This is a genomic window from Mycobacterium sp. Marseille-P9652, assembly GCF_902652685.1.
Classification (GTDB): Bacteria; Actinomycetota; Actinomycetes; order Mycobacteriales; family Mycobacteriaceae; genus Mycobacterium.
Genome location: NZ_CACRUY010000003.1, coordinates 113,499 through 139,517 on the forward strand (window position 1 = coordinate 113,499; position 26,019 = coordinate 139,517).

Genomic DNA, 26,019 nt, shown 5'->3' on the forward strand with positions numbered 1-26,019 from the left:
TTCCGCGGTACCGTGACCGCCGGCAACCCGGCCCTCACCCGCGACGAGGATGCGATCGGCACCCCGCCGGAAACGCCGTTCCGCGTGCCGGCCGAACGCTACTACGACCCCGGGTTCGCCGCGCTCGAGACGGAGCGGATGTGGCCGCGCGTCTGGCAGCTCGCGTGCATGGTCGACCATGTCGCCGAGCCGGGCGACTACTTCGAATACCGTTGCGGCCCATACGGTGTGCTCATCGTGCGGGGCGACGACGGGGTGCTGCGCGCCTTTCAGAACGCCTGTCGGCACCGCGGCAACTCGCTCTGTGTGGGTTCGGGCTCCGGGCTGCGTGAGCTCAAGTGCGGCTACCACGGCTGGACGTGGGATCTCGCCGGCGAGCTCAAACGGGTGCCCGGCCGCAAGGGGTTCGGCTCGCTGCGGCTGTCGGACTTCCCGTTGCTGCCCGCCCGGGTGGACACGTGGGAAGGGCTCGTCTTCGTCAACCTCGACATGAGAGCGATGCCGCTGGCCGACTATCTGGAGGCGGTGCCCGACGACATCGCCTGGTGCCGGCTCGGCGACTTCCGCTGCTACGCAACGCTGACCGTCGAGGTCGAGGCGAACTGGAAGACCATCGCCGACGGCTACAGCGAGACCTACCACGTCCAGACGCTGCACCCGGAATTGCTGCGCTGCGTCGACGATATCCATGCGCCCCAACGGATCTGGGGTCATACGGGTAAGTCGGACCAGCCCTACGGGGTGCAGAGCCCGCGCTTCGGCGGCGCGCTGAGCGACGAGGAGGTGTGGGACGCCTACGTCTACACCCAGGGCGCGCTGATGGGCGCGGCGGAGGGCGCGCCGTTCCCCGTGGACGAACGTGAGCCGGGTCAGACGGTCGCTGACGTGATCGCGGAACGCACGCGCGCGTTCGCGGCCAGCCGCGGGGTGGACCTCTCCTGGGCCGACACCGACCGGGTCACCCGGCTGCACCAATACAACGTCTTCCCGAACATGACGTTGCTGGCCAACGCCGACCACCTGACCGTCATGTGCTCGCGACCGGGCCCGGACCCCGATCACGGCGAGCTGGTCATGTTCCTGATGATGCGGATGGCGCCCGGCGCGCCACGAAACAAGCCCGCCGACATGCGCACGACCGCCGGGGAAGCGGAGCCCGGGATCGTCCTCACGCAGGACATCCAAATTCTTGCCGGCCTGCAGCGTGGGATGCACCAGCCCGGCTTCACCCATCTGGTGCTCTCCAGCGAGGAGCGGCGGGTGATCAACATGCACCGCAACCTCGAGTGCTACCTCGACCTGCCGCAGTCCGAGCGGATGACCGGCGGCTGAATACCGGTCGACGCGTCAGGCGTGACGCGCGGCCTCTCGGGCGAGTTGGACGCGCGAACGCAGGCCAAGCTTGGCGTAGACATGCGTGAGGTGGGTCTCGACGGTGCGCGGTGAGACGAAAAGCCGTGTGGCGATGTCCTTGTTGCCCAAGCCTTCCCCGACGAGTTTGACGACGTCCAACTCGGTTGGGGTGAGTGAAGCCCAGCCCGTCGAGGGGCGCTTGCGCTCGCCGCGGCCGCGCTGCGCGTAGGCGATCGCTTCCGCCGTGGACAGCGCGGCGCCTTCGGTCCAGGCGGCGTCAAAGTCGTTTGGCTCCATCGCATCTCGCAATGAGCTCACCGACTCTTCGTAACCGGCCTGGTAGATCGCGTACCGCACCTCGCCGGTGCGCTGCCGCATGCCCTCCGCGGCACCGAACAAACGGGTCGCTTCGGGGTAGCTCCCGGCATCCGCGGCCACGCGCCCAAGACAGTCGAAAACGTCGGGTACGCCAAGCTCTAGCTTGATCTCCGCCGCGCACGTCAGCGCGTCGTGTAAGTCGCGCTCGGCGGCTTCGGCATTTCCTTCGGCGAGGGCCACGCGGGCACGAGCATTCAGCGCCTTCACCCGGAACATTCCCGAGGTGGCCGACACCGCTTGATCGGCCGATAGCCGGGCCGCAACGACATCGCCTGCCGCAAGCTCGGTTTCGGCTCGCCACAACATGTTCGTCATGGAGAAGTCGGCGGCCGCCACGCGACGATAGCCCTCATCGAGGGCGTGCTGCGCCGCCGCGACATCGCCCCCGGCCAGGTGTGCGGCGCTCAACGACAGGTAGCCGAGCCCCTCGATCGCCGCGCCGAGATCGGCGGCGGACTCGACCGCCGTTTGGGCCGCGGTGAGCGCCGTTGTTGTCTTGCCCTGCCAGCCCAACACAAAGCTTTGCGTTATCAGGGCGTTGAACTTGGTCAACACGTCACCGGCGGCGTCGGCGTCGGCGACTACCTCGCGCATCTCTTCCTCAGCGCCGTGGAGGTCTCCCCGAACCGCGCGTCCTCCGGCGAGTCCCCACAAGCGGCACTGACCCGAAGCGAACCGATCACCGATCGTGTCGGCCAGGTCGCGCCCTTCCACTGCCCCGTGCTCCGTGAACGGGAGACCGGCCATCATCGCCGCATAGGCCTGAAAGCCGAGCAGTTGACTGAGTCGCCATTTGTCGCCGAGAGCGCGTGCCGACTCGATCGCCTCGGCGAAGTAGGCGGCCGCGTGGTCGGGGTCGAAGGCGGCCGTAGCGAAGCAGGCGGTGAGGGCGCGGACCAACAGAGACGGCTCGTCGAGTTGGCGCGCAATGGCAAGGGCCTGGGCGGCCTGCTCCTTGCGCTCCGGCACACCGACCCAGCCGTCGAACAGTGCCGCGTCGGCCAGCGCCCACGCCGCCACGGCCGGCGCGACCTGGGAGTGGTCGGTGTGCATGTCGGCCAAGGCCTCGTCGATCCAGTTCATTCCCTCGCGCAGGCGACCGCGGGTGAGCCACAGCGGCTGCAGCGACGACGCGAGCTGCAGTGCGAGTTCGGCGTCACGGTTTTCGCGGCTCCAGGCGAACGCCGCACGCAGATTGTCGATCTCGGCTTCCACCTGCTCGACGCGCCGCTGGTGGCCGGTGGCCGCGGGAGCGTCGAGTACGGCGGCCATCGCGGTGTAGTAGTCGCGGTGACGCGCCCGCACGGCGTCTGCTTCCCCGGACTCGCCGAGCTTTTCCAGGGCGTACTGGCGCACCGTTTCGAGTAGCCGATAGCGCGTCCGGCCGCCGGGGTTGTCCGCCACCACCAGCGACTTGTCCACCAGCAACGTCAGCTGGTCGAGGAGCTGATAGCGCTCGACGTCGGTGCCGGCGGCGACGGCACGGGCGGCGGTAAGGTCGAAGCCACCGAGGAAGGGCGCAAGCCGTCGAAAGAGCGCCCGCTCGGGGTCGGTCAACAGCGCGTGGGACCAGTCCACCGACGCGCGCAGCGTCTGCTGGCGGCGCACCGCGGTGCGCCGTCCCCCGGTCAACAAGCGGAATCGGTCATTGAGGCTGTCCAGGATTTCCTCGAGGGACAATGCCCGCGCCCGCGCCGCGGCCAGTTCGATGGCCAGCGGCATGCCGTCGAGGCGACGGCAGATTTCGCGCACCGCCGTAAGGTGCTCGTCGCTCATGGTGAAATCGGATCGCGCCCGCCACGCCCGGTCGACGAACAGGTCGACAGCCTCGTCGTCCAGCGACAGCGACGGCACCCGCCAGGTCACCTCGCCGGCCACCCCGATCGGCTCACGACTCGTGGCCAGCAGCACCAACTGCGGACACGCGCTCAGCAGTGCGGTCGTCAGCTCGGCGGTCGCGTCGAGAACGTGCTCGCAGTTGTCCAGGAGCACCAGCATCCGCCGGTCTTTCACGAACCGGATCAACGTGTCCGTCGTCGATCTGCTCGACTGATCCGTCAGGCCGAGGGCACCCGCCATCGCGACCGGCACCAGATCGGGATCCGCGATCGGCGCCAGGTCGACATACCACGCTCCGTGACCGAACTCGGCGGCCGCCTGGCCCGCCACCTGGATCCCCAGCCGCGTCTTACCGGCACCGCCGGCGCCGGTCAGGGTGACCAGCCGGTTGGCGTCGAGGCTCCGCCGCACCTCGTCGATCTCCTTGGCGCGGCCGATGAAACTGGTGAGCTGCACCGGCAAATGTTCTCCCACAATGGGTTTCGATGTCCGCAACGCCGGAAAGTCGTTGCGGATATCGGGGTGGCACAGCTGCACGACCCGCTCGGGGCGGGCGACACCGCGCAGCTCGTGCCTACCGAGATCGGTCAGCCACGCGTCGGCGGGAAGGGCGTCGACGACCAGGTCCTCGGTGGTTCCCGACAGCACTGTCTGCCCGCCGTGGGCGAGGTCGCGCAGGCGCGCGGCGCGGTTGATGGTCGGACCCATGTAGTTGCCCTCGTCGCGCAACTGCACCTCCCCGGTGTGCACGCCGATCCGCAGCCGGATCGGCGCCAGCGGCGCGCGCTGCAGACCCAAGGCACACGCGGCGGCGTCACTCGCGCGGGCAAACGCCACCACGAAGCTGTCGCCCTCCCCCTGTTCTACGGGCCGTACCCCGCCATGATCCGCCAGCAAGTCCGTCAGGGTGCGGTCCAGGCGGGCGACCGCCTCGGTCATCTCGTCGGGTTGGGTCTCCCACAGTCGTGTCGAGCCCTCGACATCGGCGAGCAACAGCGTCACAGTGCCGGTTGGCAGCTCGCCCACGCCCAACTCGCTCCAGTTCACCGGCGGCATGTCCGCGCGCCGACCAATGTCGGTCATGCTAGCCAGCATCACCCGCGTTGCGGCCGCAAACATCAGTGAAAACCCGTAGGTGCTTGTTCCTCCGCGCGCGTGGGCGGGCACTCTGCCACTCGCCCGGGCGCCGAGACCGCTGTGGCGGATGTGGCCAGTGCGCCCGCTCTGGCGCACAACAGCAACATCCGTCACAGGACTTTCGCGCCTCGGCGAATGTGCGTTGTGCCCATCCACGCGCGACAAAAACTGGTGCGAAGGAATCGGTTCAGTACTCCCGAAAACGGGTAATGGCGAATTAGAATCCCGGCTTGTGACGAGTCCGTCCGACGCCTGGGGCTACGAACGGCGGCACCTCATGCATCAAGTACAAATGCGATGCCAGGCACTTGGTCGCCGGCGAGCGCGGCGCCTCTGTCACCACTTCGAGCGCGTGGGGGTGCGGACCGCACCGGAGCGGCTCCGGGCGATGCTCGCGGGCGCACCGGTCCCCGACAACGAAGTGACCGACGTCAGTTTCGCCCTCATCGCGATTCAGCTCCAGCGTGAAGCGCGCCGCGCCCGGTACAGGCGCTTCAAGCGACAGGGCACCCGCTCGCTGATGTTCGCCGGCCTGGTGCTGGTGGTGCTGAACTTCCTCTTCTGCATGGCCTACGTCCTGCTGAACCTGGCCCAGCAGGGTGCGCAGTTGTGAGTCGCCGGCCGCCCGCTAGGGCGCTTCGCTGACCAGGCTGAAATAGCGCAGGGCCGGCGGCGGCTCCGACTGGACCGCGACCGGCTTGGACATCCGGCCGGTTTGATACGCGGCCCGCAGGTTCGCCTTGGCCGTGTCGACGTCGGCGTCGATCTCGTAGAGCGTGATGAAAGACTGCCCGTCCTCGGCCCGCCAGCGCCGAGCCGAGCTGAAGCCGTCAATCGTCAGCATCTCCGGGATGTGCACATCGTCGTGCCACTTGTTGTACTCGTCGACGAGTTGTGCTGACTCCGGCCGGGTTTCGACAAGAAGAATTGACTTCGCCATGTGTTGCTCCTCGCGTCTGGGGGGTGGACCGGCTACTCGATCGGTTCGTGGCCGAGGACGGTGGTGCGCAGCATCTCTCGTGAGGAGTCCGGATCGTAGGGCGCCGCGCGGTGCAGGACGCCCTGGTTGTCCCACATCACGGTGTCACCCACCGCCCAGCTGTGCCGATAGACCTTGTCGGGAGTGGTCGCGCGGTCCAACAGCTCGGCAAGCAGGGCGCGACCCTCCTCGAGGTCCATGCCGACGATGTAGTCGGCGGAGGCGCCCAGCACGAGCGATTTACGGCCGCTGCGGTGCGTCCACACAAGCGGATGCTCGTGCGTGCGCCGTTGCCGCCACCGGCGCAGTTGCTCGGGAGTGGGATCGGGGGTCACGCGGCGCTGTGATGCCTCCAGGGAGTGCACCACTCGCAGAGCACCGAACCGTCGCTTCTCCTGGTCGCTCAGCTCTTCGTACGCCGCATACGAGTTGGCGAACTCCGTTTCACCCCCGCGCTCGGCGACCGCAACGGCGGTCAGCACGGTGGCCTTCTGTGGGCACTCGTCGTCGATGGGAGTGCAGCCGTCGATGTGCCAGTCGAAGGTGGCCCGCAAGTACGCGGCCGAAGAGTTCTTCGACGTGTCCAGGGTGATGGGGTAAATGCCCGCCACCGGATGGTGGCCGTCGGAGGAATGGTCCACCTCGCCCAACCGGCGGCAGAACCGCACCTGCACCTCGGGATTCATACCCAGCCTCGGGAACACCAAGACTCCGTTGTCTTCCAGAGCCTCCATCACCGCGTCGGCGAGCACTGGGTCGCAGGTCAACGGGTCGGCGTCGATTCCCGCGACCTCGGCGCCGACCGACGACGTCAGCTTGTTGATGCTCAGCAGGCTCATGGCGTCGGTTCACCGATGCGATCGAGGACGGCGTCGGCGGCGTCGGTGGGCTTGGGCTGGCCGAAGATCTCGACCGCCATCGCGACCATCACCAACGAGTAGATGAGGTGCAGCAGATGTAGTGCATCGTCGGGCATGCCGTCGAGGGGGAACTTGTCGCAATACTCGATCGCCTCCTCGAGTCTCGGGAAGAAGGCGTCGTAGAACTCCCGCATCTCGACCATGTCACTGGCCATCCGCTGGTTCCAGCGTTCGGATTCTGTTGCCAGACACCAGGTTTGCGCGAACACCTCGAGTTCGGCGAACGCGCTGGGCAGCAGAGTGTCAGCCATGGCTCACACCCCCACCGGTTGTGGTCGCGTTTCGCGCTTATATCGCTCGACCCAGTCGACGACCTCCTTGTGCAGATGACGCACCAGGATTTCCTGGTCGTTCAGCGGAAATGCGTCGACGATGCCGGTTTCCAGGGCCGCCTGCGTGCCGCCGAGCATTCCGGCGTCCTGCAGCGCGAACTCCTTGAGGACCACGGCGGCCACTTCGTGCTCGATCCGTTCGCGCACGCTGCGTGCGGGGTGGAAGGCGGTGTAGGCCTCGAACCGGTGCGTGTTGTGCGACGTCGGCCAGTACCGGTAGAGCAGGTACCAGCCGCCGTAGATCAAAATCTCGAGGTTTGGGAAGATCTGGAAGTTGCTGATGCCCCACGGCTCGATGCCGCCGGGGTTCAGGCCGGCGGGCAGCTCGCCGATATCGGGCGTGCGCCACGGCCCGACGAGGCCACTGCGGGTTGCCTTTTCGATCGGGTACATGTACTCCGGCGCCATGAGCCAGCGGCGGGTACCCGCGGTCGACACCACCCGGTGCGGGCGAGAGATTCCGAAGTGCGCGCACTCGAACCCGGCGTTGGGATCGCGTACGGCCGACGGAACCTGCTGGGGATGGAGGGCCGGGACGTGGTAATACTCCTGGAACGCGTCGGCGAAGATCTTCCAGTTGCTGTTGTTGTGCGCCAAGAAGTCGTAGCGCTCTGTGAGCTTGCCGAATGGGTAGTCGTCGAGAGCGGTGATCATCGGGCCCAGGAATTCGCGCAGGCCCTGACGCGGACGCTCGTCGAGGTTGATGAAGACGAAGCCGTTCCACACGTCGCAGTGCACCGGGCGCAGGCCGTAGTCGGCCGTGTCGAGGTCGAAGAATTCCGAAGGCTGCTGCACGAACGTCAGCGCGCCGTCGAGCCCGTAGCGCCACCCGTGGTATTTGCACGTGAACTGCCGGCACACGCCGCTGGTCTCCCGGTTGGGGAAGTCGTTCCACACCAGTTTGTTTCCGCGGTGGCGACAGACGTTGTGGAAGGCCCGGATGACCTCGTCCCGGTCCTTGACCAGGATGACCGAGGCGCGCGCGGCCTCGATCTCCTTGGTGAGGTAGCTGCCGACGCGCGGGAGCTCCTCGACCCGGGCGACGTTGAGCCAGGCGCGCTTGAAGATCGCCTCGCGCTCGAGTTCGTAGAACTCCGGCGAAGTCGAGTCCCGGAAGGAGATCGGCCCGGTGCCGAGCTCGGGATAATGCTCGGTCCAGCTGCCCTCCGCCGGCTTAGGCCACCGACCCATCAGAAACCTCCTCTTGTCGCTGACTCACATCACGGCCCCGCCGTTGACGCCCAGCACCTGGCCGGTGATGAAGCCGGCCTCGTCCGAGCACAGAAAGCCGACGGCAGCGGCGATGTCGGCGCCGGTGCCGAGGTGGCCCATGGGGATGCGACTGGCCAGGGCGTCGTTGGACGGCAGGTGCCCCTGGTCCTGCGACTGCCGTTGCATCGGGGTCTCTATGCCCGACGGGGGAATGTTGTTGACCGTGATCCCCTTTGCCGCGTACTCGTTGGCCAGCGACTTCGTCAGTGTGATCACCGCACCCTTGGAAGCCGCATAGTGCGCCATGCGCGGCGACCCCCGCTGCGCGCTCGACGACGAGATCATGACGATGCGGCCCCATCCCGCATCGAGCATGTCGGGCAGCGCCACCTGGCAGCAGTGGAACGTCCCGGTCAGATTGACGTCGATGATGCGCGACCAGGACTCGGGGGTGATGTCGAGGAACCGGTCGAAGCCGACCAATCCGGCGCTGGTCACCAGGATCGTCACCGGTCCGAGCTCGCTTCGCACCTTGGCGAAGGCCTCCTCCACCGCGGGGCGGTTCGAGACGTCGGCCGCCACGCCGAGCGTCTGGATTCCTCCGGCGCGAAGGTCTTCGGCAACCCGTTGCGCCGCTTCGCCATTGACGTCGAGCACCGCCACCTTGTGTCCGCGCCGGCCGAGCTCGTGGCACGTGGCCTCGCCCATGCCGGAGGCGCCGCCGGTGACCACCGCCACCCGTGTCAAACGCCCGTGATTCATGGCTGCCGTCCCGTTACTCGTAGACCACCGTGACCGATCGGCTGGTCGGCAGCGACTGGCAGGTCAGGATCCAGCCCTCGGCCACTTCCTCGTCGGTGAGCGCGTCGTTGTTGATCATCCGCGCGCTGCCCTCGGTCAACTGCGCCATGCACGTCCCGCAGTTTCCGACTTCGCAGGACGAGGGTGCGGCCAGGCCGGCCATCCGCGCCGTCTGCAGCAGGGTGTCGCCGTGCCGGTAGCCGACGGTCGTGGTCCGCCGATCGAGTTGAATCGTCACCTGCTCGGTCGTCGTGCCCGCGGCATTGTGCTGAGTAGCCGTTGCGTCGCAATTCGTCCCCACGTTTCCCATCACGGCGAGAGTATCAAGTACTTGTCGTATGTATCAAGTACTTGACATAGAGGTTCCTGCGCGTCTCGATTGCGTCCACGGCAGGCTAGGAGTCGGCGTGGTCGGTGAAAAGGGCATGGCCCGTTCCCTTTTCGACGACGCGGGCCAGCAGGTCGTGCAGCAGTTGCTGTTCGTCGGCGCTGAGTACCCCGAAGACTCTCTCGTGCGCGGCGAGCGCGTCCGCCAGCACCGCCGTGGTGATGGCCCGCCCCTCGTCGGTGAGATACGCCTGCATGATTCGGCCGTGTTGCGGGTCTTGCTTGCGCTCGACCAGACCGCGGCGTTCCAGCGCCGACAGCGCAAGCTGGGCGCCCTGGGGGCTGATCAGCAGCCGACGGGCCAGTTCCGCGCCCGACAGGCCGGGTTCGTTGGCGAGTTGGCGCATCAGCCCGATCTGAGCCGTCGTCACGCCGTGGGAGCTGATGGCCTCGTTCACCGTGGTCAGGGAGAAGTGGAACGCCTGCTTGAGCAGCCACAAGATGTTGTCGGTGAGCTCCACGCCGTCACGCGCCCTTCTCCAGCCGGTGGACGTTCCCGTCCTTCATGACGAACCGCACGTCGAGGGTCTTCGCGATGTCGCGCGACGGATCGCCCGGCACCGCAACGATGTCCGCGAGGTAGCCCGCCGCGAGGCGGCCCAGCTCGTGTTCGGCTTCGATGAGCTCGGCGCTGGTCACGGTCGCCGCACGGATCGCCTGCATGGGCGTCATCCCGCGCTCGACCAGCGCGCACAGCTCCTTCGCGTTCTGCCCGTGCGGGACAGCCGGCGCGTCGGTTCCGCAGGCGATCCGCACCCCGGCGGCAATGGCCTTGGGCAGCATGGCTTTCGCCCGGGGAAAGACCTCGTCGGCCTTCTTGCGCAGCTCGGGCGCTATCCGGTCGACGGCCATCGCGTCGGTGAGGTAGGTGGTCGAGACCAGGAAGGTGCCGTGGTCGACCATCATCTGGATCGTGTCGTCGGTCGCCAGGAAACCGTGCTCGATGCAGTCGATGCCCGCCCGGATGCAGGCGCGGATCGCGCTGTCGCCGACGGCGTGCGCGGCGACGCGGACGCCGGCGCGATGCGCCTCGTCGGCGATCGCGGCGAATTCCTCGTCGGAGTATTGCTGGGCCCCCGGCGCCGTGCTGTGCGACATCACGCCGCCCGAGGCAGACACCTTGATCAGCTTGGCGCCGTGCCGAATCTGGTAGCGCACGCAGGCCCTAACGTCGGGCACGCCGTTGGCGATGCCCTCGGCCACGGTCAGCGGCATGATGCCCGGCGCCAGCCGCTGGAAGACCGTCGGGTCCAGGTGGCCGCCGTAGGGAGTGACGGCGTGGCCGGCGGGGATGATCCGCGGCCCGGCGTGCCAGCCCTGATCGATCGCCCGCTGCAGCGCCACGTCCAATAGGTAGCCGCCGGTCTTGACCATCAGGCCCAGGTTGCGCACCGTGGTGAAGCCGGCGTCCAGCGTGGTGCGGGCATTGACGGCACCACGCAGCGTGCGGTACGCAGGATCGTCTTGGACACCGTGCATGGGGTTGGGCAAGCCCTCCGGTCCGCCGGGACCGCCGATGAGCAGGTTCAGCTCCATGTCCATCAGGCCCGGCAGCAGGGTCACGTCGCCCAGGTCGATCTCAGTCGCCGAATCCGGTGGCGCCTCAGCGGGATTGACCGCGGCGATCCGGTTGCCCTCGATCACCAGGACGGCCGGCGAGCGGACCGCACCGCCGTCGACGTCGGCCCAGCGGTCGGCCCGCAGCACGATGGTCACGGGACGGGTTCGGAGACGCAGTCGAGGCTCGAGGCGCCGGAGTCGGGCACGCGCGGCTGTTTCCAGCACTCCACCGGAAACGACACCATGATCATCGAGTACAGCAGGTGCATCAGGTTGGTGACGTCCTCGGGCAGGTCGTCGAGGGGGAACTTGTCGCAGTGGGCAATGGCCTCCTCGGCGCGCGGCGTGATGGCGTCGTAGAACGCCTGCATCTCGGCCATGGAGCTGTTCAACCGCTTGCGATAACGCTGGGGCTCGCTGTCCAGGCACCAGGCCGAAAACGGCTCCAGGTCCGCGAATTCGCTTGGCAGCTTGGCGTTCACGGTCACACCCCCACCGAATTGTGCTGGTATTCGGCGATCCAGGCGGCCGTCTCGTGGTGGAGGTGGCGCAACAGGATCTCCTGGTCGTTGAGCAGAAATTCGCTCACCGCACCCGACTCGATCATGCTCTGGGTCGCCTCGAGGGTGTTGGCGTCCTGCAGGCCGTATTCCTTGAACGTCACCGCGGCGAGTTCCTGGGCGACGCGGTCGCGCGGCGTGCGCGGCTCGGGGAAGTACAGGGTGCCCTCGAAGAGGTGGGTGTGGGGGGACGTCGGCCAGTAGCGGTAGGTCAGGTACCAGCCCTGACTCCAGATCAGGATGACGAAGTTGGGGAACAGCTGGAACGAGTCCAGCCCCCAGGGATCACACTTGGCCGGGTTCACCCCGGCGGGCAGCTCGCCGAGATCCGGCTTCTCCCAGGGCCCGAAAAGCCCACTCTGACAGATGTCTTCGATGGGCTTGCGCATCTCGGCGTCCATCTCCCAGGCGCGGACGCCGGAGGTGCTGACGAGGCGATGCGGTCCGTCGATGCGGTAGTGCGGGGCCTCGAAGCCGGCCTCGGCCGCGGCCTTGGCGTAGCTGGTGGGCGACTGGTTCGCGTGCAGCACGGGCGCGTGATAGAACTCCTGGAACGCGTCCATGTACAGCTTCCAGTTGGCATTCACCTCCGAGCGGTATTGCCAGCGCGAGGTCATCCGCTCGAACGGGTAACCCTCCAACCCGGTGACCATCGGCCCGAGGAAGTCGCGCAGCGACTGCGCGGGTTGCGCGGCGAAGTTGACGAAGATGAATCCCGCCCACACGTCGCAGTGGACCGGCACGAGCCCGTAGCGGTCCTTGTCGAGATCGAAGAATTCGCTCTCTTGTTGCACGTGGGTGAGCTTGCCGTCCAGGTCGTAGCGCCACGCGTGGTACTTGCAGGTGAACTGCCGGCACACGCCGCTGGTCTCTTCCAACGGCATGTCGTTCCACACCAGCTTGTTGCCGCGGTGCCGGCAGATGTTGTGGAACGCGTTGATCGCACCCTGCGCGTTGCGGACCACGATGATCGACGTGTTCGCGACCTTGACTTCCTTGGTGAAGTAGCTGCCCTTGCGTGGAAGGCTTTCCACGCGGCCGACATTCAGCCATGCCCGCTTGAAGATCGCCGCCCGTTCGAGCTCGTAGACCTCGGGGCTGACGCAGTCGTGGTAGGACACCGGTCCGGTGCCAAGCTCGGGATAGTGCTGTGTCCAGCTGCCCTCGGAGGGCTTGGGGAAGCGAGCCATGTTTGCCGACCGTATAGGCTCTACATCACAATCGCAAGTAGTTGATATTAGGGCCATTGGCCAACCGTTGAGGAGGACCTTCAGTGCGCCGACACGACACCCCATACGTCGCCGGAAGTTGGTCCTCGCGCGGCACCGGCGAAACCATCGAGGTGATCTCACCGCACACGGAGTCGCCCATCGCCTCGGTGGTTGCCGCCGGCCCCGCCGAGGTGGACGCCGCGGTGACGGGCGCCCGGCGAGCCTTCGACGACGGCCCGTGGCCACGCCTGGATCCCGCCGATCGCATCGACGCCGTGCGCCGACTGGCGAAACTGTATGCGGCACAACGGGTCCAGATGGCGGAGTTGATCACCGCGGAGATGGGTGCGCCCACCAGCTTCGCCCAGCGAGCCCAGGTCGGCCTGCCGTCGATGATGATGGCGGCGTTCTGCGACCTCGCCGAGGGCTTCCCCTGGCAGGAGACGCGCCCCGGCTACTACGGCTCCGACCTCGACATCCGGCACGAACCGGTCGGCGTGATCGCGGCGATCGTGCCCTGGAACATGCCGCAGTTCCTCATCGTCACCAAGCTGATCCCGGCGCTGCTCGCCGGCTGCTGCGTGGTGGTCAAGCCGGCGCCGGAGTCGCCACTGGACGCGCTGCTACTGGCGGCGATGCTCGACGAGGCCGGCCTTCCCGAGGGCGTCGTCAGCGTGCTGCCCGGCGACGCGACGGTCGGTGCGCAGCTGATCGCGCACCCCGGCGTCGACAAGGTCTCGTTCACCGGGTCCACCGCCGCGGGCAGGGCGGTCGCGCAGGCCTGCGCGCCCGGCCTCAAGCAGGTCAGCCTGGAACTCGGCGGGAAGTCGGCGGCCATCGTCCTCGACGACGCCGACCCGGCCGCGGTCGCGGCCGCGATCCGCTCGGCGAGCCTGTCCAATTCCGGGCAGATCTGCAACGCGCTCACCCGGATCCTGTTGCCGGACAGCAGGAGCGAAGAGTTCGTCGACGTGCTGGCCGCCGAGATCGCCGAACTGCGCGTCGGCGATCCGGCCGACCCGGCAACGCAGGTGGGTCCGTTGGTGTCCCGGCGGCAACAGGAGCGGGTTCGCGACTACATCGCCGAAGGCGAGCGGGAGGGCGCTCGCCTGGTCGTCGGTGGCGCCGACATGCCCGTCGGCGTCGACCGGGGCTGGTACGTCAGGCCGACGCTGTTCGCCGACGCCGACAACTCCATGCGGATCGCCCGCGAGGAGATCTTCGGCCCGGTCCTCACCGCCATCTTTTACCGCGACGTCGACGAAGCCGTCGCGATCGCCAACGATTCCGACTACGGGCTGGCGGGGTCGGTGTTCACCTCCGACCGCGAACGCGGACTGGCCGTGGCCGGCCGCGTCCGCACCGGCACCTTCGGCGTCAACCAGGGCTACACCATGGACCCGTTCGCGCCCTTCGGCGGCGTGAAGGGCAGCGGGTACGGGCGCGAACTCGGCCCCGAGGGGATCGGGGGTTACACGGTCGCCAAGTCGATCTCGTGTGCGGACGCGTAAGTCGGCGGCGGCCTTATGCCGGGCCGCGCCCGTCGCCGGCCAGCCTCAGCAGGAGTCGCGTTCCACCCAGCGGGCTGGTGTGCAAAGAGGCTGTGCCGCCGTGCAATTCGGCCTGCTGCGCCACCAGCGCCAGGCCCAGCCCGGACCCCGACCGCGATGCCGTCGAACCGCGGGAGAAGCGCTCGAAGACCGCGCTGCGCTCGGCTTCCGGGACGCCCGAGCCGTTGTCGTCGATCGCGATTTCCACGCCCTCGCTCGAACTGGCCACGCACAGGCTGATTTCGGTCGCGCCGCCATGCTTGACCGCGTTGGCGATCGCATTGTCGATCACCAGCCGCAGCCCGGTCGGCAGCCCGACCATGAGCACCGTCGGCGAGGGCACCAGCGAGACCCGGACATCGGGATAGACGCGGAGCGCGTCGTGCGCCGCGCGGTCGAGCAGCTCGGTGATGTCGAACGGGACGAAGTCGTCGACCGTCGTGAGCTCGCCCTGCGCCAGCCGTTCGAGCGCCGTCAGCGTCGCCTCGATGCGGCTCTGGGTGCGGATGACGTCACCGATCACCTCGTGGCGCTGCTCGGGTGCCAGCTCCAACGTGGACAGGACCTCGAGGTTGGTCCGCATGGCCGTCAGCGGCGTGCGCAGCTCGTGCGACGCGACGGCCGCGAAGTCGCGAGCCGATTCGAGCGCCGCGCGGGTGCGCTGCTGTTCGTTGCCGATGCGCGCGAGCATGCCCTCGACCGCCTCGGCGATCTCCACGGCCTCGCGGACCCCGCGGACCTGGACCTCGTCCGGGCTGGACTGGGCGTTGATGGCGCGCGCCTGCTGCGCCAGCAGCAGGAAGGGGTTGACCATGATCAGCGAGATCACCCAGCCGACCAGCACCGTCCCGGTGATGACGCTGCCACAGATGAGCAGCACGCGCAGGTGCAGTTCGTTGATCCGGTGCTGCGCCTCGGCCAGCGGCGCGGCGAGGGCGATGGACGCGGCGCCCGCGGTGAACGTGCGGACGCGGTACTGCACACCGTCGATGGTGGTGTTCGCGTACCCGTTGGGCAGTTTCGGCAACACGATGTTGCCCGGAACGGACACGACCACGTCACCGATGCGCGCGGTGCGCACCAGGTTGCCGTCCGGCATGGGCCGGTCGGCGGTGAGCTGCGGGTTGTTGATCAGGGTGTTGATGTCGCCGAGGCTGGTCACCGAATCGAGCCGGCGGTCGAGCTGGCTGTACTGGTCGTTGGTGACGCCGATCCACACCCAAGCGCCCAGAGCGACGACGAGGGCCATGACCGACAGCGCGGCGACGATGACGATGGTTCGCAGTGACAGCACCCGCATCGGCAGCTGTACATGCCGAAAGAGGCGAATGTGGGCTCCAGGTAGTGCGCTCGAAGTGCCAGACCGACATGGATCTTATCCAGCGCGGGTGAACTGGCCCTGGCGAGGCGCGCGAAAGTCGACTTGTTGTCGTCGGTGACGGCGTGTTCACGCAACAAGTCCACGTTCGACGCTATAAAAAGCCATGGCGGACAACGAACTTTTCACCCTCTCCGGCCGCGTCGCCGTGATCACCGGCGGCGCCAGCGGGATCGGCGCCGGGATCGCCGACGTGCTCGCGGAAGCCGGCGCCACCGTGGTGATCGCCGACCGCGATCGCGACGGCGCCGACGGCCGGGTTGCCGCGCTCACCGGCGCCGGACGGCACGCCGCGGCGGTCGAGGTCGACCTCGCGGATGAGGCGTCGGTGGTCGCGGCCGCCGACGCGATCGCGGGCATCGGCGCGCCTTGGCTGCTGGTCAACAACGCCGCCCTGCAGGATCGCGAGTTGCTGCTCGACGCGCATGCCGAGGACTGGGACCGGATTCATACCGTGAACGCACGCGGGGCGTTCCTGATGACCCGGGAGATCGCCCGGCAGATGGTCGCGGCGGGCCAGGGCGGACGGATCGTGAACATCGCCTCCAACGCCCTGCGCGGAGGGCTTGTCCCCGGGCTGGCCGCCTACGCCTCGTCCAAGGGCGCCCTGCAGGCCCTCAGCCTGGTGAGCGCGTTCGAGCTCGCCGAGCACCGGATCACGGTCAACACGATCCTGCCTGGGGCGGTCATCACCCCGGGCGCCATCAACGCCACCGGCCCGCTGACGGCGGGGCCCGCGACGCGGCCGACGCCCTTCGGCTTCCAGGAACCACACGAGATCGGCGCCGCGGTGCTCTTCTTCGCGGCCGACTCCAGCCGGGGGATCACCAACCAGGTGCTCGCCATCGACGGCGGGTTCTCGGTCAGCTAGGCCGATGCACCGGCCATCCTCGGCGTTTGCCCGGCCCGGGGGTGAGTGAGTACTCTCTCACCTATGGTCACCTCCGGCCGCGACCGGCTGCTCGCCGAGGCGCTGAGGCTCTTCGCCGCGAAGGGCTACGCGGCGACGTCGGTGGCCGACATCCAGCGGGCATCCGGGCTGGCCCCGGGATCCGGCGCGCTCTACAAGCACTTCGGGTCCAAGCGCGAGCTGTTGGAGGCGGCGGTCGCGTACCGGATCGACAGCATCGTGACCGCACGCGAGCAGTACGACGCCGGGGAGCCCGGCAGCGTCGAGGAAGCCGTTCGCACCGCGGGGCGGCTGATCTGGAACAACCTCAAGCAGGGCGAGGACCTGCTGAAGGTCATGCTGCGCGAACCGGACGAACTCGGCGACCTCGACGAGAAGACCTGGCAGGTGATCACCGACAACGCCTACCAGCGGTTCGCCGACGAGTTGGCCGCGTTGAACCGGTCCGGCCGCAGCAGCATTCCCGACCCCGAGGCCACCGCGGCCGTGGCCATCGGGTCGCTGTCGTATGCCGCGACGCTGCAGGCGCTGACCGGCCGCCTGCCGGGCAACATCGACGAAGAGCGCTACTTCGAGGCGTGGGTGAACCAAACGCTCAGCGTCCTCGCGAACTACCGAATCCCCAAAAAGGCATGAGCCTCAGCATATTTCAGGAGCAACTGTGACATTCTCACTTCAACTGAGCGACGACGTCATCGAGGTCCGCGACTGGGTCCACAAGTTCGCCGCCGACGTGATCCGCCCGGCCGCGTCGGAATGGGACGAGCGCGAGGAGACCCCGTGGCCCGTCATCCAGGAGGCCGCGAAGGTCGGCCTGTACTCCCCGGACTTCTTCGCGCAGCAGGCGGCCGAGCCGACCGGCCTCGGCTTCCTCACCACGTTCGAGGAGATGTTCTGGGGTGATGCCGGCATCGCGCTGTCCATCCTGGGCACCGGGCTCGCCGCGGCGGCCCTGGCGGGCAACGGGACTCCCGAGCAGCTGGGCCGCTGGCTGCCCGAGATGTTCGGCACGCCCGAGGAACCCAAGCTCGGCGCGTTCTGCTCGTCGGAGCCCGACGCCGGCTCCGACGTGGGCGCCATCCGCACCCGGGCGCGCTACGACGAGGCGTCCGGCGAATGGGTCCTCAACGGCACCAAGACCTGGGCGACCAACGGCGGCATCGCCAACGTCCACATCGTGGTCGCATCGGTCTATCCCGAGCTGGGCACCCGCGGCCAGGCCAGCTTCGTCATCCCCCCGGACACCAAGGGCGTGTCGCAGGGCCAGAAGTTCAAGAAGCACGGCATCCGCGCCTCGCACACCGCCGAGGTGGTCCTGGACAACGTGCGGCTGCCCGAGGACGCGATCCTGGGCGGCCGGGAGAAGTTCGAAGCGCGGATCGCCCGCGTCAAGTCCGGCGCCTCCGCCGGCGGGCAGGCGGCCATGAAGACCTTCGAGCGCACGCGGCCCACGGTCGGCGCGATGGCCGTCGGCGTGGCGCGCGCCGCGTACGAGTACGCGCTCGACTATGCCTGCCAGCGTGAGCAATTCGGCCGCAAGATCGGCGAGTTCCAGGCGGTGGCCTTCAAGCTGGCGGACATGAAGAGCCGCATCGACGCCGCCCGCCTGCTGGTGTGGCGGGCCGGCTGGATGGCGCGCAACAACCAGAATTTCGACTCCGCCGAGGGCTCGATGGCCAAGCTGGTGGCCAGCGAGACCGCGGTCTACGTCACCGACGAGGCCATCCAGATCTTGGGCGGCAACGGCTACACCCGCGACTACCCCGTGGAGCGGATGCACCGGGACGCAAAGATTTTCACCATCTTCGAGGGCACCAGCGAGATCCAGCGCCTGGTCATCTCGCGGGCGGTCACCGGGCTGCCGATCCGTTAGCGGCGGGCCCACTCCCCGGCGAGCAGTTCGTAGGAGCGCACCCGGTCGCGGTGGTCGTGCGTGATCGTCGTGACGATCAGCTCGTCGGCGCCGGTGGCGTCGCGCAACCGCTCCAGCTCGTCGGCGACCTGGACGGCGGAGCCGACGAACTGCGTCGCGACGCGGTCGGCCACCAGGTCGCGGTCGGCGTCGGTCCAGGCGTGCGCGCGCACCTCGGCCGTGGTGGGAAACGGAATCGCCCCTTCACCGGTGCGGATGCTGCGGACCCACAGGGGATAACCTGCTGCGAGTTCCCCTGCCTTCGAAGCATTTTCGGCGACGACGACGTCCGCCGACACGGCGACGTAGGGCGACTCGAGGTGCGCCGAGGGCCGAAATGCCGCCCGGTACGCCTCGGTCGCCTCGAGTACCGTCGCCGGGGTGATGTGGTAGTTCGCGCCGAAGCGCAGGCCCCGGCTGCCCGCCACCTCGGCGCTCTCCCCTGCGCTGCTGCCGAGCATCCACACCTGCAGAGCCGCTCCGGACCCCGGTACGGCGCGCGCGTCAACCCCTTCGGCCGAGCGGTAGGTTCCGCCTTGCAGCGCGAGGATGTCGTCGACCTGCTCGCCGTAGTCCTGGGACTGCGCGCCCGGCAGCGCAAGCAGCGACTTCTGCAGGGCCACACGGGGCGAGGCGAAGAATGGCGTCGGGTCGAACGCCGGCGGGATGAGCAGACCGTTGGATGCGCGTCCACCGCTCACCGCCCCCGCCGGGCCGGCCGCCACGAGGGACCGCGGTGCGCCCGGTTTGCCGCCGGACCGGCCGAGTCCGAGGTCGAACCGCCCCGGGTGCGCCGCGTCCAACAGGCCGAACTCCTCCACGGTGGCCAGGGCGGTGCGATGCCCCATCAGCACCGCACCGGATCCGAGCCGGATCGTCGAGGTTTCCGCGGCGGTGAGCGCCAGCAGTACCGCGGGTGAGCTGCCCGCGACGCCGGGATTGAGGTGGTGTTCGGCGAACCAGTACCGCGCGTAGCCGAGCGCCTCGGCGCGCCGCGCGAGGTCGATGCTGTTGCGAAGCGCCTGCGCCGCAGTGGATCCCGACGAGATCGGGACCAGGTCGAGCACCCCTAAGGGGGTCCTGGCGGTCACGACGCCACCCCGGACGAGGCTCCCGGCACCCGCGGCGCGGGAAGTGGTGCGAGCCCGAGGTGGTCGCGCAGCGTGGTGCCCGTGTAGTCGGTGCGGAAGACGCCGCGCTCCTGAAGGAGTGGCACGACCCGGTCGACGAACGGGTCCAGCCCGCCGGGCGTGAGGTGCGGGACCAGGATGAAGCCGTCGCTGCCGTCGGCCTGGACGAAGTCGTTGATCGACGCCGCGACCGTCGCCGGCGCACCGATGAACGACTGCCGCCCGGTGACCTCGACGATCAACTCACGAGTGGTCAGGTTCTCCGCCTCGGCCTTGGCCCGCCATTGGTTGGCGATCGCGATCGGGTCCCGGAAGGTGCGGACGCTGGCCCGCCCGCGCGAAATGGTGTTCTCCCCCACGACCGGGTCCACGCTCGGCAGGGGCCCGTCGGGGTCGTGATCGGAGAGATCCCGGTTCCAGAGTTGCTCGAGGAACTTGATCGCCGTCTGGGGCGACACCTGGGCGAGCCGGATCTGGTGTGCGATCTCCTCGGCGTCGGCGTCGGTGTCACCGACCACGAACGTGGCGGCGGGCAGGATGAGCAGGTCGTCGCGCCGACGCCCGTGGCGGGCGAGCCGCCCCTTGACGTCGGCGTAGAACGCCTGGCCGGCGGCCAGGGTGCTGTGCCGGGAGAAGATGGCGTCCGCGGCGGCGGCGGCGAAGTCGCGGCCCTCGTCGGAGTCGCCGGCCTGGAAGATGACCGGCCGGCCCTGCGGGCTGCGGGGGACGTTGAACCGCCCCCGAATGTCGAAGTGCGCGTCCCGGTGAGCGAAGGCTCCGGCGTGGGGGTCGGACAGGAAGACGCCGCTCGCCTTATCGGCCACGATTTCGTCGCCACGCCAGGAGTCGAAAAGCTCCTGGGCCGTCTGTAGGAAGGTCTTCGCCCTTTCGTAGCGCTGGTCTTCGGCGAGAAACCCTCCGCGGCGAAAGTTCTCGCCGGTGAACGCATCCCACGACGTCACGACGTTCCAGGCGGCCCGGCCCCCGGACAGATGGTCGAGGGACGCGAACTGTCGGGCCACCTCGTACGGCTCGTTGAAGGTGGAGTTGATCGTGCCCGTCAGGCCGATCCGGTCGGTGACGGCGGCGAGCGCGGCCAGCACCGTGAAGGTGTCGGGTCGGCCGACCACATCGAGGTCATAGATCTGGCCGTTCTGCTCCCGCAGCCTCAGTCCCTCGGCCAGGAACAGGAAGTCGAACTTGCCCCGCTCCGCGGTTTGGGCAAAACGGACGAACGACCCGAACTCGATGTGGCTGCCGGCCGCCGGGTCGCTCCACACCGTGGTGTTGTTGACGCCGGGGAAGTGGGCGGCGAGGTGGATTTGCTTGAGCGGCTGGCTCATCGGTGACGTTCCTTCGCAGTCGGGCGGCTCAGGCGGTCGCGTAACGGTTGGCGGGCCGGGCCAATCCGAGCAGGCCCCGCAGCGTGTCCGCCTGGTATGTCGTGCGGAACAGGCCTCGCCGGCGCAGTTCGGGCACCAGGCCCTCGGTGATCTGCACCAGGTCGTGCGGCAGCGCGGCAGGCCGCAACCGAAAGCCCGACAGCCCGGCGGCGTGCCACTCCTCGAGCAGGTCGGCGAGCTGAGCGGGCGTGCCGGTGAAAACCTCGGCGTCACTGGTAAATTCGGCACCGGCCAGATCGTCGAGGCGGCGCCGCCGCGCCCCGGCCGCCTCGGCGGTGTCGTCGAGGAACACCGCCAGGTCGCCGAAGATGTGCAGGGTTTCCCGGCTGCGGCCGGCCGCCCACTGCACCGCGTCGATCTCACCGACGATGTCGGCGGCCTCCGTGGCGTCGCGTGGGGTCACGAAGCCGACGTCCGCGCTGCCGGCGATCAGGTCGTACGACGCCCCGCCGTGGCCCAGGGCGGCCACGATGGGCTGGCCCTGCGGTGGTCGGGGCGTGATCGAGGGCCCCTTGACGGAGAACCAGCGGCCCTCGAAGTCGATGTAGTGCAGCTTGTTCCGGTCGACGAAGCGTCCCGTGGCGACGTCGCGGATCTCGGCGTCGTCCTCCCAGCTGTCCCAGAGGCGGCGCAGCACTTCCACATAATCGGCGGCCTCCGCGAAGTACTCGTTGACCTGCCGCCGCCAAGCCGGGTCGGCGGTGGACTGCGCCGAGACGCGCGGCAACTGGCGGCGGCCGAAGTGGGCGGCCACGTCGGCGCGCGTCGAGACCTGCACCCGGACACCGGCCCGTCCGGCGCTGACGTAGTCGAGGGTGGCGATCGCCTTCGACAGGTGGAACGGTTCGGTGTGCGTGACGACCGCGCTCGGCACCAGGCCGATCGACCGGGTTCGCGGCGCGATCCGGGCGGCGATGAGCACCGCGTCCAACCGCCCCTGAACCCGGTCGGTGCGGCCCTCTTGTTCGACGGTGTCGTCGGACTGTGCGCCCAGCGAATCCTCGATGGTCACGAAGTCCAGCGATCCGCGTTCGGCTTCCGCCACCAGGTCCACCCAGTAATCCGCGTCGAGCAACGCGTCCGGTCGCGCGTCCGGCTCGCGCCACGCGGCGGGGTGCCAGCCGGCGCCCTCCAACGCAATGGCCAAGTGCACGGGATCGAACGAACGAGAGGTCACACGACCACTGTGCCGACAAACCGCCGGGCAACCGAGTCGTGACCATCCGCGCGGCCGGCTCTCCGGGAGGCCCGGGAATAGACCGGCCGCGGCGTGGTCAGCGCGGGCAGGGCTGGCCCGAGCCGGGACGGTCACCGGTTCGCCGGCGACCGGACGCCAATGAGCCTGCGGCCGGGCTCATTTCCGGACCCCAGCCCGTTGGCGATGCGCGGTCGGACGCCGTTCCACCGGAAGGGGCCGCCTCCGGCGGGGAGCTCGCCCGGGGGCGAACTGGGCGCCGCGTCCACGCCGCGGCCCAGCGGGGCCGCTGAAATCATCGCGATTGAAACACCCCGCCCGGCGAAAACCGAGCCGGACGCCGTGTCACCCGCGCGACGCGACATGATGTCGGCATGACGGCCGACATCCGCGTGCTGGAGAGCGAGGAGGACCTGCTCGCCGCGACCGACGTGTTCCGCACCGCCATGATCGGCCTTCCTCCGCTGTCCAACCTCACGCCCGGGCAGATCAATAGCCTGCTCGAACCGGGCCGCACCATCGGGGCCTTCGTCGACGGAAGACTCGTAGGCACGGCCGACGCCGTGACGAGCGGGTTGACGCTCCCGGGTGGGGCGGTCGTCGGCCACGCCGCCGTCACCCACATCGGGGTACTCCCGTCGTTCACCCGCAGGGGCATCGCCACCGCCCTGGTCGGGCATCAGTTGCGGGACATCGCGGACCGCGGCGAGGTCGTGGCCACCCTGCGCGCCTCGGAAGCGACCATCTACGGACGCTACGGCTACGGCGTGGCCAATTCGACGCAGACCGTCGAGGTTCGGACGGCGCGGGCGGCGCTGCGGCCCGGCGTCGGGTCGGGCGGTCCCGTTCGGCTGGTCGATCCCGGCGACGCCTGGGACGACCTGGCCGAGATCTACACCCGCAACCGCCCGTCGCGCCCGGGCACGATCGACCGGCCCGAGGTGTGGTGGCGCAGCCGGCGACTGCGCGCCGAATCGGCATCGGCACCAAGCTATGTCGTGGTCCATGGGGCGCCCGGGCACGAGTCCGGATTCGCCCGCTACCGCCCGGTCGACACCGACTCCTGGTTCGTCAGCGACCAGCGGACCATCGTGGTCGAGGATTTCTTCGCGCCCACGACCGACGCATACCTGGGCCTGCTGCGGTTCCTGCTGGGCCTCGACCTGATCGACCGGGTGGTGTTCTGGATGCTGCCGATGGACGATCCGCTGGCCTGGCTCATGCTCGACCGCCGGGCCGTGCGGACCACGGCTGTGCACGACGAGACGTGGCTGCGCGTCGTCGACGTCGCGCGGGCACTCGCGGCGCGCCGCTACCAAGGCGACGGCGAGGTCACCGCAGCGATCGAAGACCCTCTCCTGAAGCACAATTCGGTGACCGTGGCGATCAGCGCGGATGGCGCGGGGCCGACCGGACGCAAGCCGCAGCTGCACGTCGGCATCGAGGGGCTGTCCGCCGTCCTGCTCGGTGGCACGAGGTGGCGCGAACTCGCCATCGCGGGGCTGGCCCGGGCCGACGACCCCGCGGCGCTCGCCGCAGCCGATCGGCTGTTCGCGGTGGCCGCCGCGCCCTACGCCGGGTTCTACTTCTAGCGCGATGGGTATCAGCGTCGGGTGATCGTCGTCATCGGCGCGGGCGTCTGCGGCCTCGCGGCCGCCTATGAGTTGTCCCGTCGCGGCGCCGATGTCGTCGTGCTCGAACGCGGTGAACCGTTCGCGGAGCAGTCCGTCGGGCTCGCACGCATCTTCCGCGTCGCGCACCGGCGTCCGGCCCTGTGCCGCCTCGCGATGCGGGCGCGCGCCGGTTGGCAGCGCTGGGAGGCCGAACTGGGCGCGGGCCGGCTGCTGGGCACCGAGGGCTTCGTCAGCGTCAGTGCCCCCGACGACATCGCGGCCGCGATGGGGACCGCGGGCGCCGACTTCAGGCGCATCGACCGGGCCGGGATCGAGGCCCGGGTCCCGTTTGTCGAGTCACCCTGGGAGACGGGGCTTTTCGATCCGTCGGGGGGAAGCCTGCGGATCCGCCGCGCCCTGAGCGCCCTGGCGCAACGGGTCGCCATCCGGCGCGCGGAGGTGGTGTCGGTCGGCGACGACGGCGCGACGGTGCTCGCGGACGGCACCGTGGTGCGGGGCGACCGCGTGCTCGTCTGCGCGGGAGTCCGGACGCCCGAGTTGTTCGGTCCGCTCGACGTCGAGTTCGGCCCGCACACCCGGTTCACCTACGAGGGGGCCGATGCCACCGGAGCGGCCTGCCTGTCGGCGCCCGAGGGTTACGGTCTTCCGCTGGGCAGCACGGGCCGCTGGGCGTTCGGGCAGGAGGTGCCGGACCCCGCCACCGTGCGGGCGCTGTTTCCGACACTCTCACCGGTGGGGCGGGTGGATTGCGTCACCGTGCGGGCCCCGTGGCTCGACGCCGGCGGCGACGGGTGGACCGTGGCGCGCCGCGGTCGCGTTGTCGCGTTCGTCGGCAGCAACCTGATGAAGTTCGGGCCCTTGCTCGGCGAGCTTTTGGCTCAAGCGGTGCTCGGGGACGAGCCGCCCGGCGACCTGATGATCACTTGAGCGAGTAGCGGATTGGCAGGTGCTTGAGGCCGCCGACGAACGTCGTGGCCATCAGCTCCGGCTCGCCGGCCAGCTCGATCGAGTTGATCCGCGGCACGAGTTCGGAGAAGAGGCTGTTCATCTCCATCCGCGCCAGCGCGGCGCCCAGGCAGAAGTGCACGCCGTAACCGAACGACAGGTGTTTGTTGGGGTCGCGGCCGACGTCGAAGCGCATCGGGTCGGAGAACACGTCCTCGTCGCGGTTGGCCGACACGTAGGACAGCAGCACCGACTCGCCCTTGGCGATCGGCACCCCCCGCACCTCGGTGTCGGCCTGCGCGGTGCGCATGAATTCCTTGACCGGCACGGCGCAGCGGATCATCTCCTCGACCGCGGTGCCCATCAGGCCCAGGTCGTTCTGCAGGCGGGCCAGCTCACCGGGGTTCTCCAGCAGCGCCAGCATGCCGCCGGCAATCCCGGCGCTGGTGGTGTCGTGGCCGGCGCTGGCCACGATCACGTAATACGACACGGTGTCCATGTCGGACAACGGTTCTCCGTTGATCTTGGCGTTGGCGATCGCCGAAGCCAGGTCCTCGGTCGGGTGCTCGCGGCGCGACGCGGTGAGGGCCGTGAAGTAGTTGAAGAAGTCGAGCAGCACGGCGTACTGCTCCTCGGTGGTGCCGCCGCGCTGGAACTCCGCGTCGTCACCGCCGAACATCTCCTGCGTGAGCTTGAGCATGCGCGGGAAGTCGGACTCCGGCAGGCCGAGCAGCGAGAGGATCACGTAGAGCGGGTAGTTGACCGCGATCTCCTGGACGAAGTCACACTCCGGTCCCTTCTCGGCCATCCTGTCGACGTAAAGCTTGGCCAGCTCGTCGACACGGATCTTCAAGTCCCGCATGGCCTTCGGACGGAACCAGTCGGCGCCGATCTTGCGGACGTCGCGGTGCAGCGGATCGTCCATGTGGATCAGCGTGCGGAGGCCCACACCGGCCTCCATCTGTTCCCGCATCAGGTCTTCGGCCTCGGCGATCACGAGCGCCGGGCGCGGATCGTTGGTGAACAGGTCGTTTTGCCGCTCGATGTCCATGATGTCGGCGTGCTTGGTGATCGCCCAGAAGGGCCGGTATGGCTCGACGTCCACCCAGGACACGGGGGCGTGGGCGCGCAGGTGAGCCAGCGCCTCGTGCAGGCGCTTCTCGTCGGTGTAGGCCTTCGGGGTGGCCAGCAACCGCGCGGCCTCGTCCATGATTCGAGTGCTCATTGAAGTCTCCTACGGTGCGGTTGCCGGTTGAGGGGTGTCAGACACTTTGCATCCCGACGGCTCGAGGG

Annotated in this window: 23 protein-coding genes and 1 pseudogene; 8 read left to right on the forward strand and 16 right to left on the reverse strand. The window is 68.8% G+C overall.

The annotated features are described in order from the left end of the window. Window positions 1-12 precede the first annotated feature (12 nt). Window positions 13-1,332, forward strand: a complete 1,320-nt coding sequence (locus tag GPY60_RS03215) for an aromatic ring-hydroxylating oxygenase subunit alpha (RefSeq protein WP_156686155.1) — start codon at window positions 13-15, stop codon at window positions 1,330-1,332. A gap of 15 nt (window positions 1,333-1,347) precedes the next feature. On the opposite strand, the gene GPY60_RS03220 is transcribed toward GPY60_RS03215, so the two are convergent. Beyond that, window positions 1,348-4,626, reverse strand: a complete 3,279-nt coding sequence (locus GPY60_RS03220) for a helix-turn-helix transcriptional regulator (protein WP_156686296.1) — start codon at window positions 4,624-4,626, stop codon at window positions 1,348-1,350. 433 nt (window positions 4,627-5,059) lie between these two features. On the opposite strand from GPY60_RS03220, the gene GPY60_RS03225 reads away from it, so the two are divergent. Further along, window positions 5,060-5,320, forward strand: a complete 261-nt coding sequence (locus GPY60_RS03225; protein ID WP_156686297.1) for a hypothetical protein — start codon at window positions 5,060-5,062, stop codon at window positions 5,318-5,320. Between the two features lie 15 nt (window positions 5,321-5,335). Here GPY60_RS03225 and GPY60_RS03230 read toward each other — a convergent pair whose 3' ends face one another. The 10 genes and pseudogenes from GPY60_RS03230 to GPY60_RS03275 form a co-directional block, all read right to left on the reverse strand. Next, the gene (locus GPY60_RS03230; RefSeq protein WP_156686156.1) at window positions 5,336-5,647 is read right to left on the reverse strand and encodes a DUF4286 family protein; all 312 of its coding nucleotides are present in this window, start codon (window positions 5,645-5,647) and stop codon (window positions 5,336-5,338) included. 32 nt (window positions 5,648-5,679) lie between these two features. Then, on the reverse strand, window positions 5,680-6,525 hold the full coding sequence (locus tag GPY60_RS03235) for a TauD/TfdA dioxygenase family protein (RefSeq protein ID WP_156686158.1): 846 nt from the start codon (window positions 6,523-6,525) through the stop codon (window positions 5,680-5,682). Continuing rightward, window positions 6,522-6,857, reverse strand: coding sequence for a hypothetical protein (locus GPY60_RS03240; protein ID WP_156686160.1), 336 nt, complete (start codon window positions 6,855-6,857; stop codon window positions 6,522-6,524). Before GPY60_RS03240 ends, GPY60_RS03235 begins: the two co-directional genes overlap by 4 nt. 3 nt (window positions 6,858-6,860) lie before the next feature. Continuing rightward, window positions 6,861-8,129, reverse strand: coding sequence for an aromatic ring-hydroxylating oxygenase subunit alpha (locus tag GPY60_RS03245; protein ID WP_156686162.1), 1,269 nt, complete (start codon window positions 8,127-8,129; stop codon window positions 6,861-6,863). Between the two features lie 24 nt (window positions 8,130-8,153). Then, on the reverse strand, window positions 8,154-8,897 hold the full coding sequence (locus GPY60_RS03250) for an SDR family NAD(P)-dependent oxidoreductase (protein WP_156686164.1): 744 nt from the start codon (window positions 8,895-8,897) through the stop codon (window positions 8,154-8,156). 28 nt (window positions 8,898-8,925) lie between these two features. Further along, window positions 8,926-9,207, reverse strand: a pseudogene (locus tag GPY60_RS03255) (2Fe-2S iron-sulfur cluster-binding protein); the annotation flags it as partial. A 139-nt stretch (window positions 9,208-9,346) separates the two neighbouring features. Then, window positions 9,347-9,799, reverse strand: a complete 453-nt coding sequence (locus GPY60_RS03260) for a MarR family winged helix-turn-helix transcriptional regulator (protein WP_156686167.1) — start codon at window positions 9,797-9,799, stop codon at window positions 9,347-9,349. 4 nt (window positions 9,800-9,803) lie between these two features. Then, on the reverse strand, window positions 9,804-11,054 hold the full coding sequence (locus tag GPY60_RS03265; RefSeq protein WP_156686169.1) for a metal-dependent hydrolase family protein: 1,251 nt from the start codon (window positions 11,052-11,054) through the stop codon (window positions 9,804-9,806). After that, window positions 11,051-11,380: a hypothetical protein gene (locus GPY60_RS03270; protein WP_156686298.1), complete on the reverse strand. Its 330-nt coding sequence runs from the start codon at window positions 11,378-11,380 to the stop codon at window positions 11,051-11,053. The genes GPY60_RS03265 and GPY60_RS03270 overlap by 4 nt, the downstream gene beginning before the upstream one ends. A 2-nt stretch (window positions 11,381-11,382) precedes the next feature. After that, complete coding sequence (locus GPY60_RS03275; RefSeq protein ID WP_156686170.1) at window positions 11,383-12,648, reverse strand: aromatic ring-hydroxylating oxygenase subunit alpha; 1,266 nt, start codon at window positions 12,646-12,648, stop codon at window positions 11,383-11,385. 83 nt (window positions 12,649-12,731) lie between these two features. Here GPY60_RS03275 and GPY60_RS03280 point away from each other — a divergent pair, with 83 nt between their 5' ends. Beyond that, on the forward strand, window positions 12,732-14,180 hold the full coding sequence (locus tag GPY60_RS03280; RefSeq protein ID WP_156686172.1) for an aldehyde dehydrogenase: 1,449 nt from the start codon (window positions 12,732-12,734) through the stop codon (window positions 14,178-14,180). A gap of 13 nt (window positions 14,181-14,193) precedes the next feature. On the opposite strand, the gene GPY60_RS03285 is transcribed toward GPY60_RS03280, so the two are convergent. Next, window positions 14,194-15,519: a sensor histidine kinase gene (locus tag GPY60_RS03285; protein WP_156686174.1), complete on the reverse strand. Its 1,326-nt coding sequence runs from the start codon at window positions 15,517-15,519 to the stop codon at window positions 14,194-14,196. Between the two features lie 184 nt (window positions 15,520-15,703). Between GPY60_RS03285 and GPY60_RS03290 the strand changes: the two genes are divergently transcribed. From GPY60_RS03290 to GPY60_RS03300, 3 genes are all read left to right on the forward strand, one after another. Continuing rightward, window positions 15,704-16,468, forward strand: coding sequence for an SDR family NAD(P)-dependent oxidoreductase (locus GPY60_RS03290; protein WP_156686176.1), 765 nt, complete (start codon window positions 15,704-15,706; stop codon window positions 16,466-16,468). Between the two features lie 63 nt (window positions 16,469-16,531). Further along, entirely contained in the window at window positions 16,532-17,143 is a 612-nt protein-coding gene (locus tag GPY60_RS03295) for a TetR/AcrR family transcriptional regulator (RefSeq protein WP_156686178.1), read from the forward strand. A gap of 25 nt (window positions 17,144-17,168) precedes the next feature. After that, window positions 17,169-18,380, forward strand: coding sequence for an acyl-CoA dehydrogenase family protein (locus GPY60_RS03300; protein ID WP_156686179.1), 1,212 nt, complete (start codon window positions 17,169-17,171; stop codon window positions 18,378-18,380). Here the strand turns inward: GPY60_RS03300 and GPY60_RS03305 are convergent. The 3 genes from GPY60_RS03305 to GPY60_RS03315 are packed head-to-tail and all read right to left on the reverse strand — an operon-like array spanning window position 18,377 to window position 22,129. Then, window positions 18,377-19,510, reverse strand: a complete 1,134-nt coding sequence (locus GPY60_RS03305) for an LLM class flavin-dependent oxidoreductase (RefSeq protein ID WP_231639279.1) — start codon at window positions 19,508-19,510, stop codon at window positions 18,377-18,379. The two genes, GPY60_RS03300 and GPY60_RS03305, sit on opposite strands and share 4 nt — an antisense overlap. Next, entirely contained in the window at window positions 19,507-20,892 is a 1,386-nt protein-coding gene (locus GPY60_RS03310) for an NtaA/DmoA family FMN-dependent monooxygenase (protein ID WP_156686182.1), read from the reverse strand. Before GPY60_RS03310 ends, GPY60_RS03305 begins: the two co-directional genes overlap by 4 nt. A gap of 28 nt (window positions 20,893-20,920) precedes the next feature. Then, window positions 20,921-22,129 carry an LLM class flavin-dependent oxidoreductase gene (locus GPY60_RS03315; RefSeq protein ID WP_231639281.1) on the reverse strand — a complete coding sequence of 403 codons (1,209 nt, stop codon included), beginning with the start codon at window positions 22,127-22,129 and terminating at the stop codon, window positions 20,921-20,923. A gap of 392 nt (window positions 22,130-22,521) precedes the next feature. Here GPY60_RS03315 and GPY60_RS03320 point away from each other — a divergent pair, with 392 nt between their 5' ends. Further along, complete coding sequence (locus GPY60_RS03320; RefSeq protein ID WP_156686184.1) at window positions 22,522-23,739, forward strand: GNAT family N-acetyltransferase; 1,218 nt, start codon at window positions 22,522-22,524, stop codon at window positions 23,737-23,739. Between the two features lie 21 nt (window positions 23,740-23,760). After that, window positions 23,761-24,708, forward strand: a complete 948-nt coding sequence (locus tag GPY60_RS03325) for an NAD(P)/FAD-dependent oxidoreductase (protein WP_156686186.1) — start codon at window positions 23,761-23,763, stop codon at window positions 24,706-24,708. Here the strand turns inward: GPY60_RS03325 and GPY60_RS03330 are convergent. After that, window positions 24,701-25,951, reverse strand: coding sequence for a cytochrome P450 (locus GPY60_RS03330; RefSeq protein ID WP_156686188.1), 1,251 nt, complete (start codon window positions 25,949-25,951; stop codon window positions 24,701-24,703). The genes GPY60_RS03325 and GPY60_RS03330 overlap by 8 nt on opposite strands. Window positions 25,952-26,019: the final 68 nt, after the last annotated feature.

Excerpts from the sequence above, each read along its gene's own strand:
- GPY60_RS03290 (WP_156686176.1), top strand. The coding sequence starts at position 15,704 with ATGGCGGACAACGAACTTTTCACCCTCTCCGGCCGCGTCGCCGTGATC.
- GPY60_RS03320 (WP_156686184.1), top strand. The coding sequence starts at position 22,522 with ATGACGGCCGACATCCGCGTGCTGGAGAGCGAGGAGGACCTGCTCGCC.
- GPY60_RS03245 (WP_156686162.1), bottom strand. The coding sequence starts at position 8,129 with ATGGGTCGGTGGCCTAAGCCGGCGGAGGGCAGCTGGACCGAGCATTAT.
- GPY60_RS03230 (WP_156686156.1), bottom strand. The coding sequence starts at position 5,647 with ATGGCGAAGTCAATTCTTCTTGTCGAAACCCGGCCGGAGTCAGCACAA.
- GPY60_RS03220 (WP_156686296.1), bottom strand. The coding sequence starts at position 4,626 with ATGCCGCCGGTGAACTGGAGCGAGTTGGGCGTGGGCGAGCTGCCAACC.
- GPY60_RS03295 (WP_156686178.1), top strand. The coding sequence starts at position 16,532 with ATGGTCACCTCCGGCCGCGACCGGCTGCTCGCCGAGGCGCTGAGGCTC.
- GPY60_RS03310 (WP_156686182.1), bottom strand. The coding sequence starts at position 20,892 with ATGAGCCAGCCGCTCAAGCAAATCCACCTCGCCGCCCACTTCCCCGGC.
- GPY60_RS03235 (WP_156686158.1), bottom strand. The coding sequence starts at position 6,525 with ATGAGCCTGCTGAGCATCAACAAGCTGACGTCGTCGGTCGGCGCCGAG.
- GPY60_RS03275 (WP_156686170.1), bottom strand. The coding sequence starts at position 12,648 with ATGGCTCGCTTCCCCAAGCCCTCCGAGGGCAGCTGGACACAGCACTAT.
- GPY60_RS03285 (WP_156686174.1), bottom strand. The coding sequence starts at position 15,519 with ATGCGGGTGCTGTCACTGCGAACCATCGTCATCGTCGCCGCGCTGTCG.
- GPY60_RS03330 (WP_156686188.1), bottom strand. The coding sequence starts at position 25,951 with ATGAGCACTCGAATCATGGACGAGGCCGCGCGGTTGCTGGCCACCCCG.
- GPY60_RS03240 (WP_156686160.1), bottom strand. The coding sequence starts at position 6,857 with ATGGCTGACACTCTGCTGCCCAGCGCGTTCGCCGAACTCGAGGTGTTC.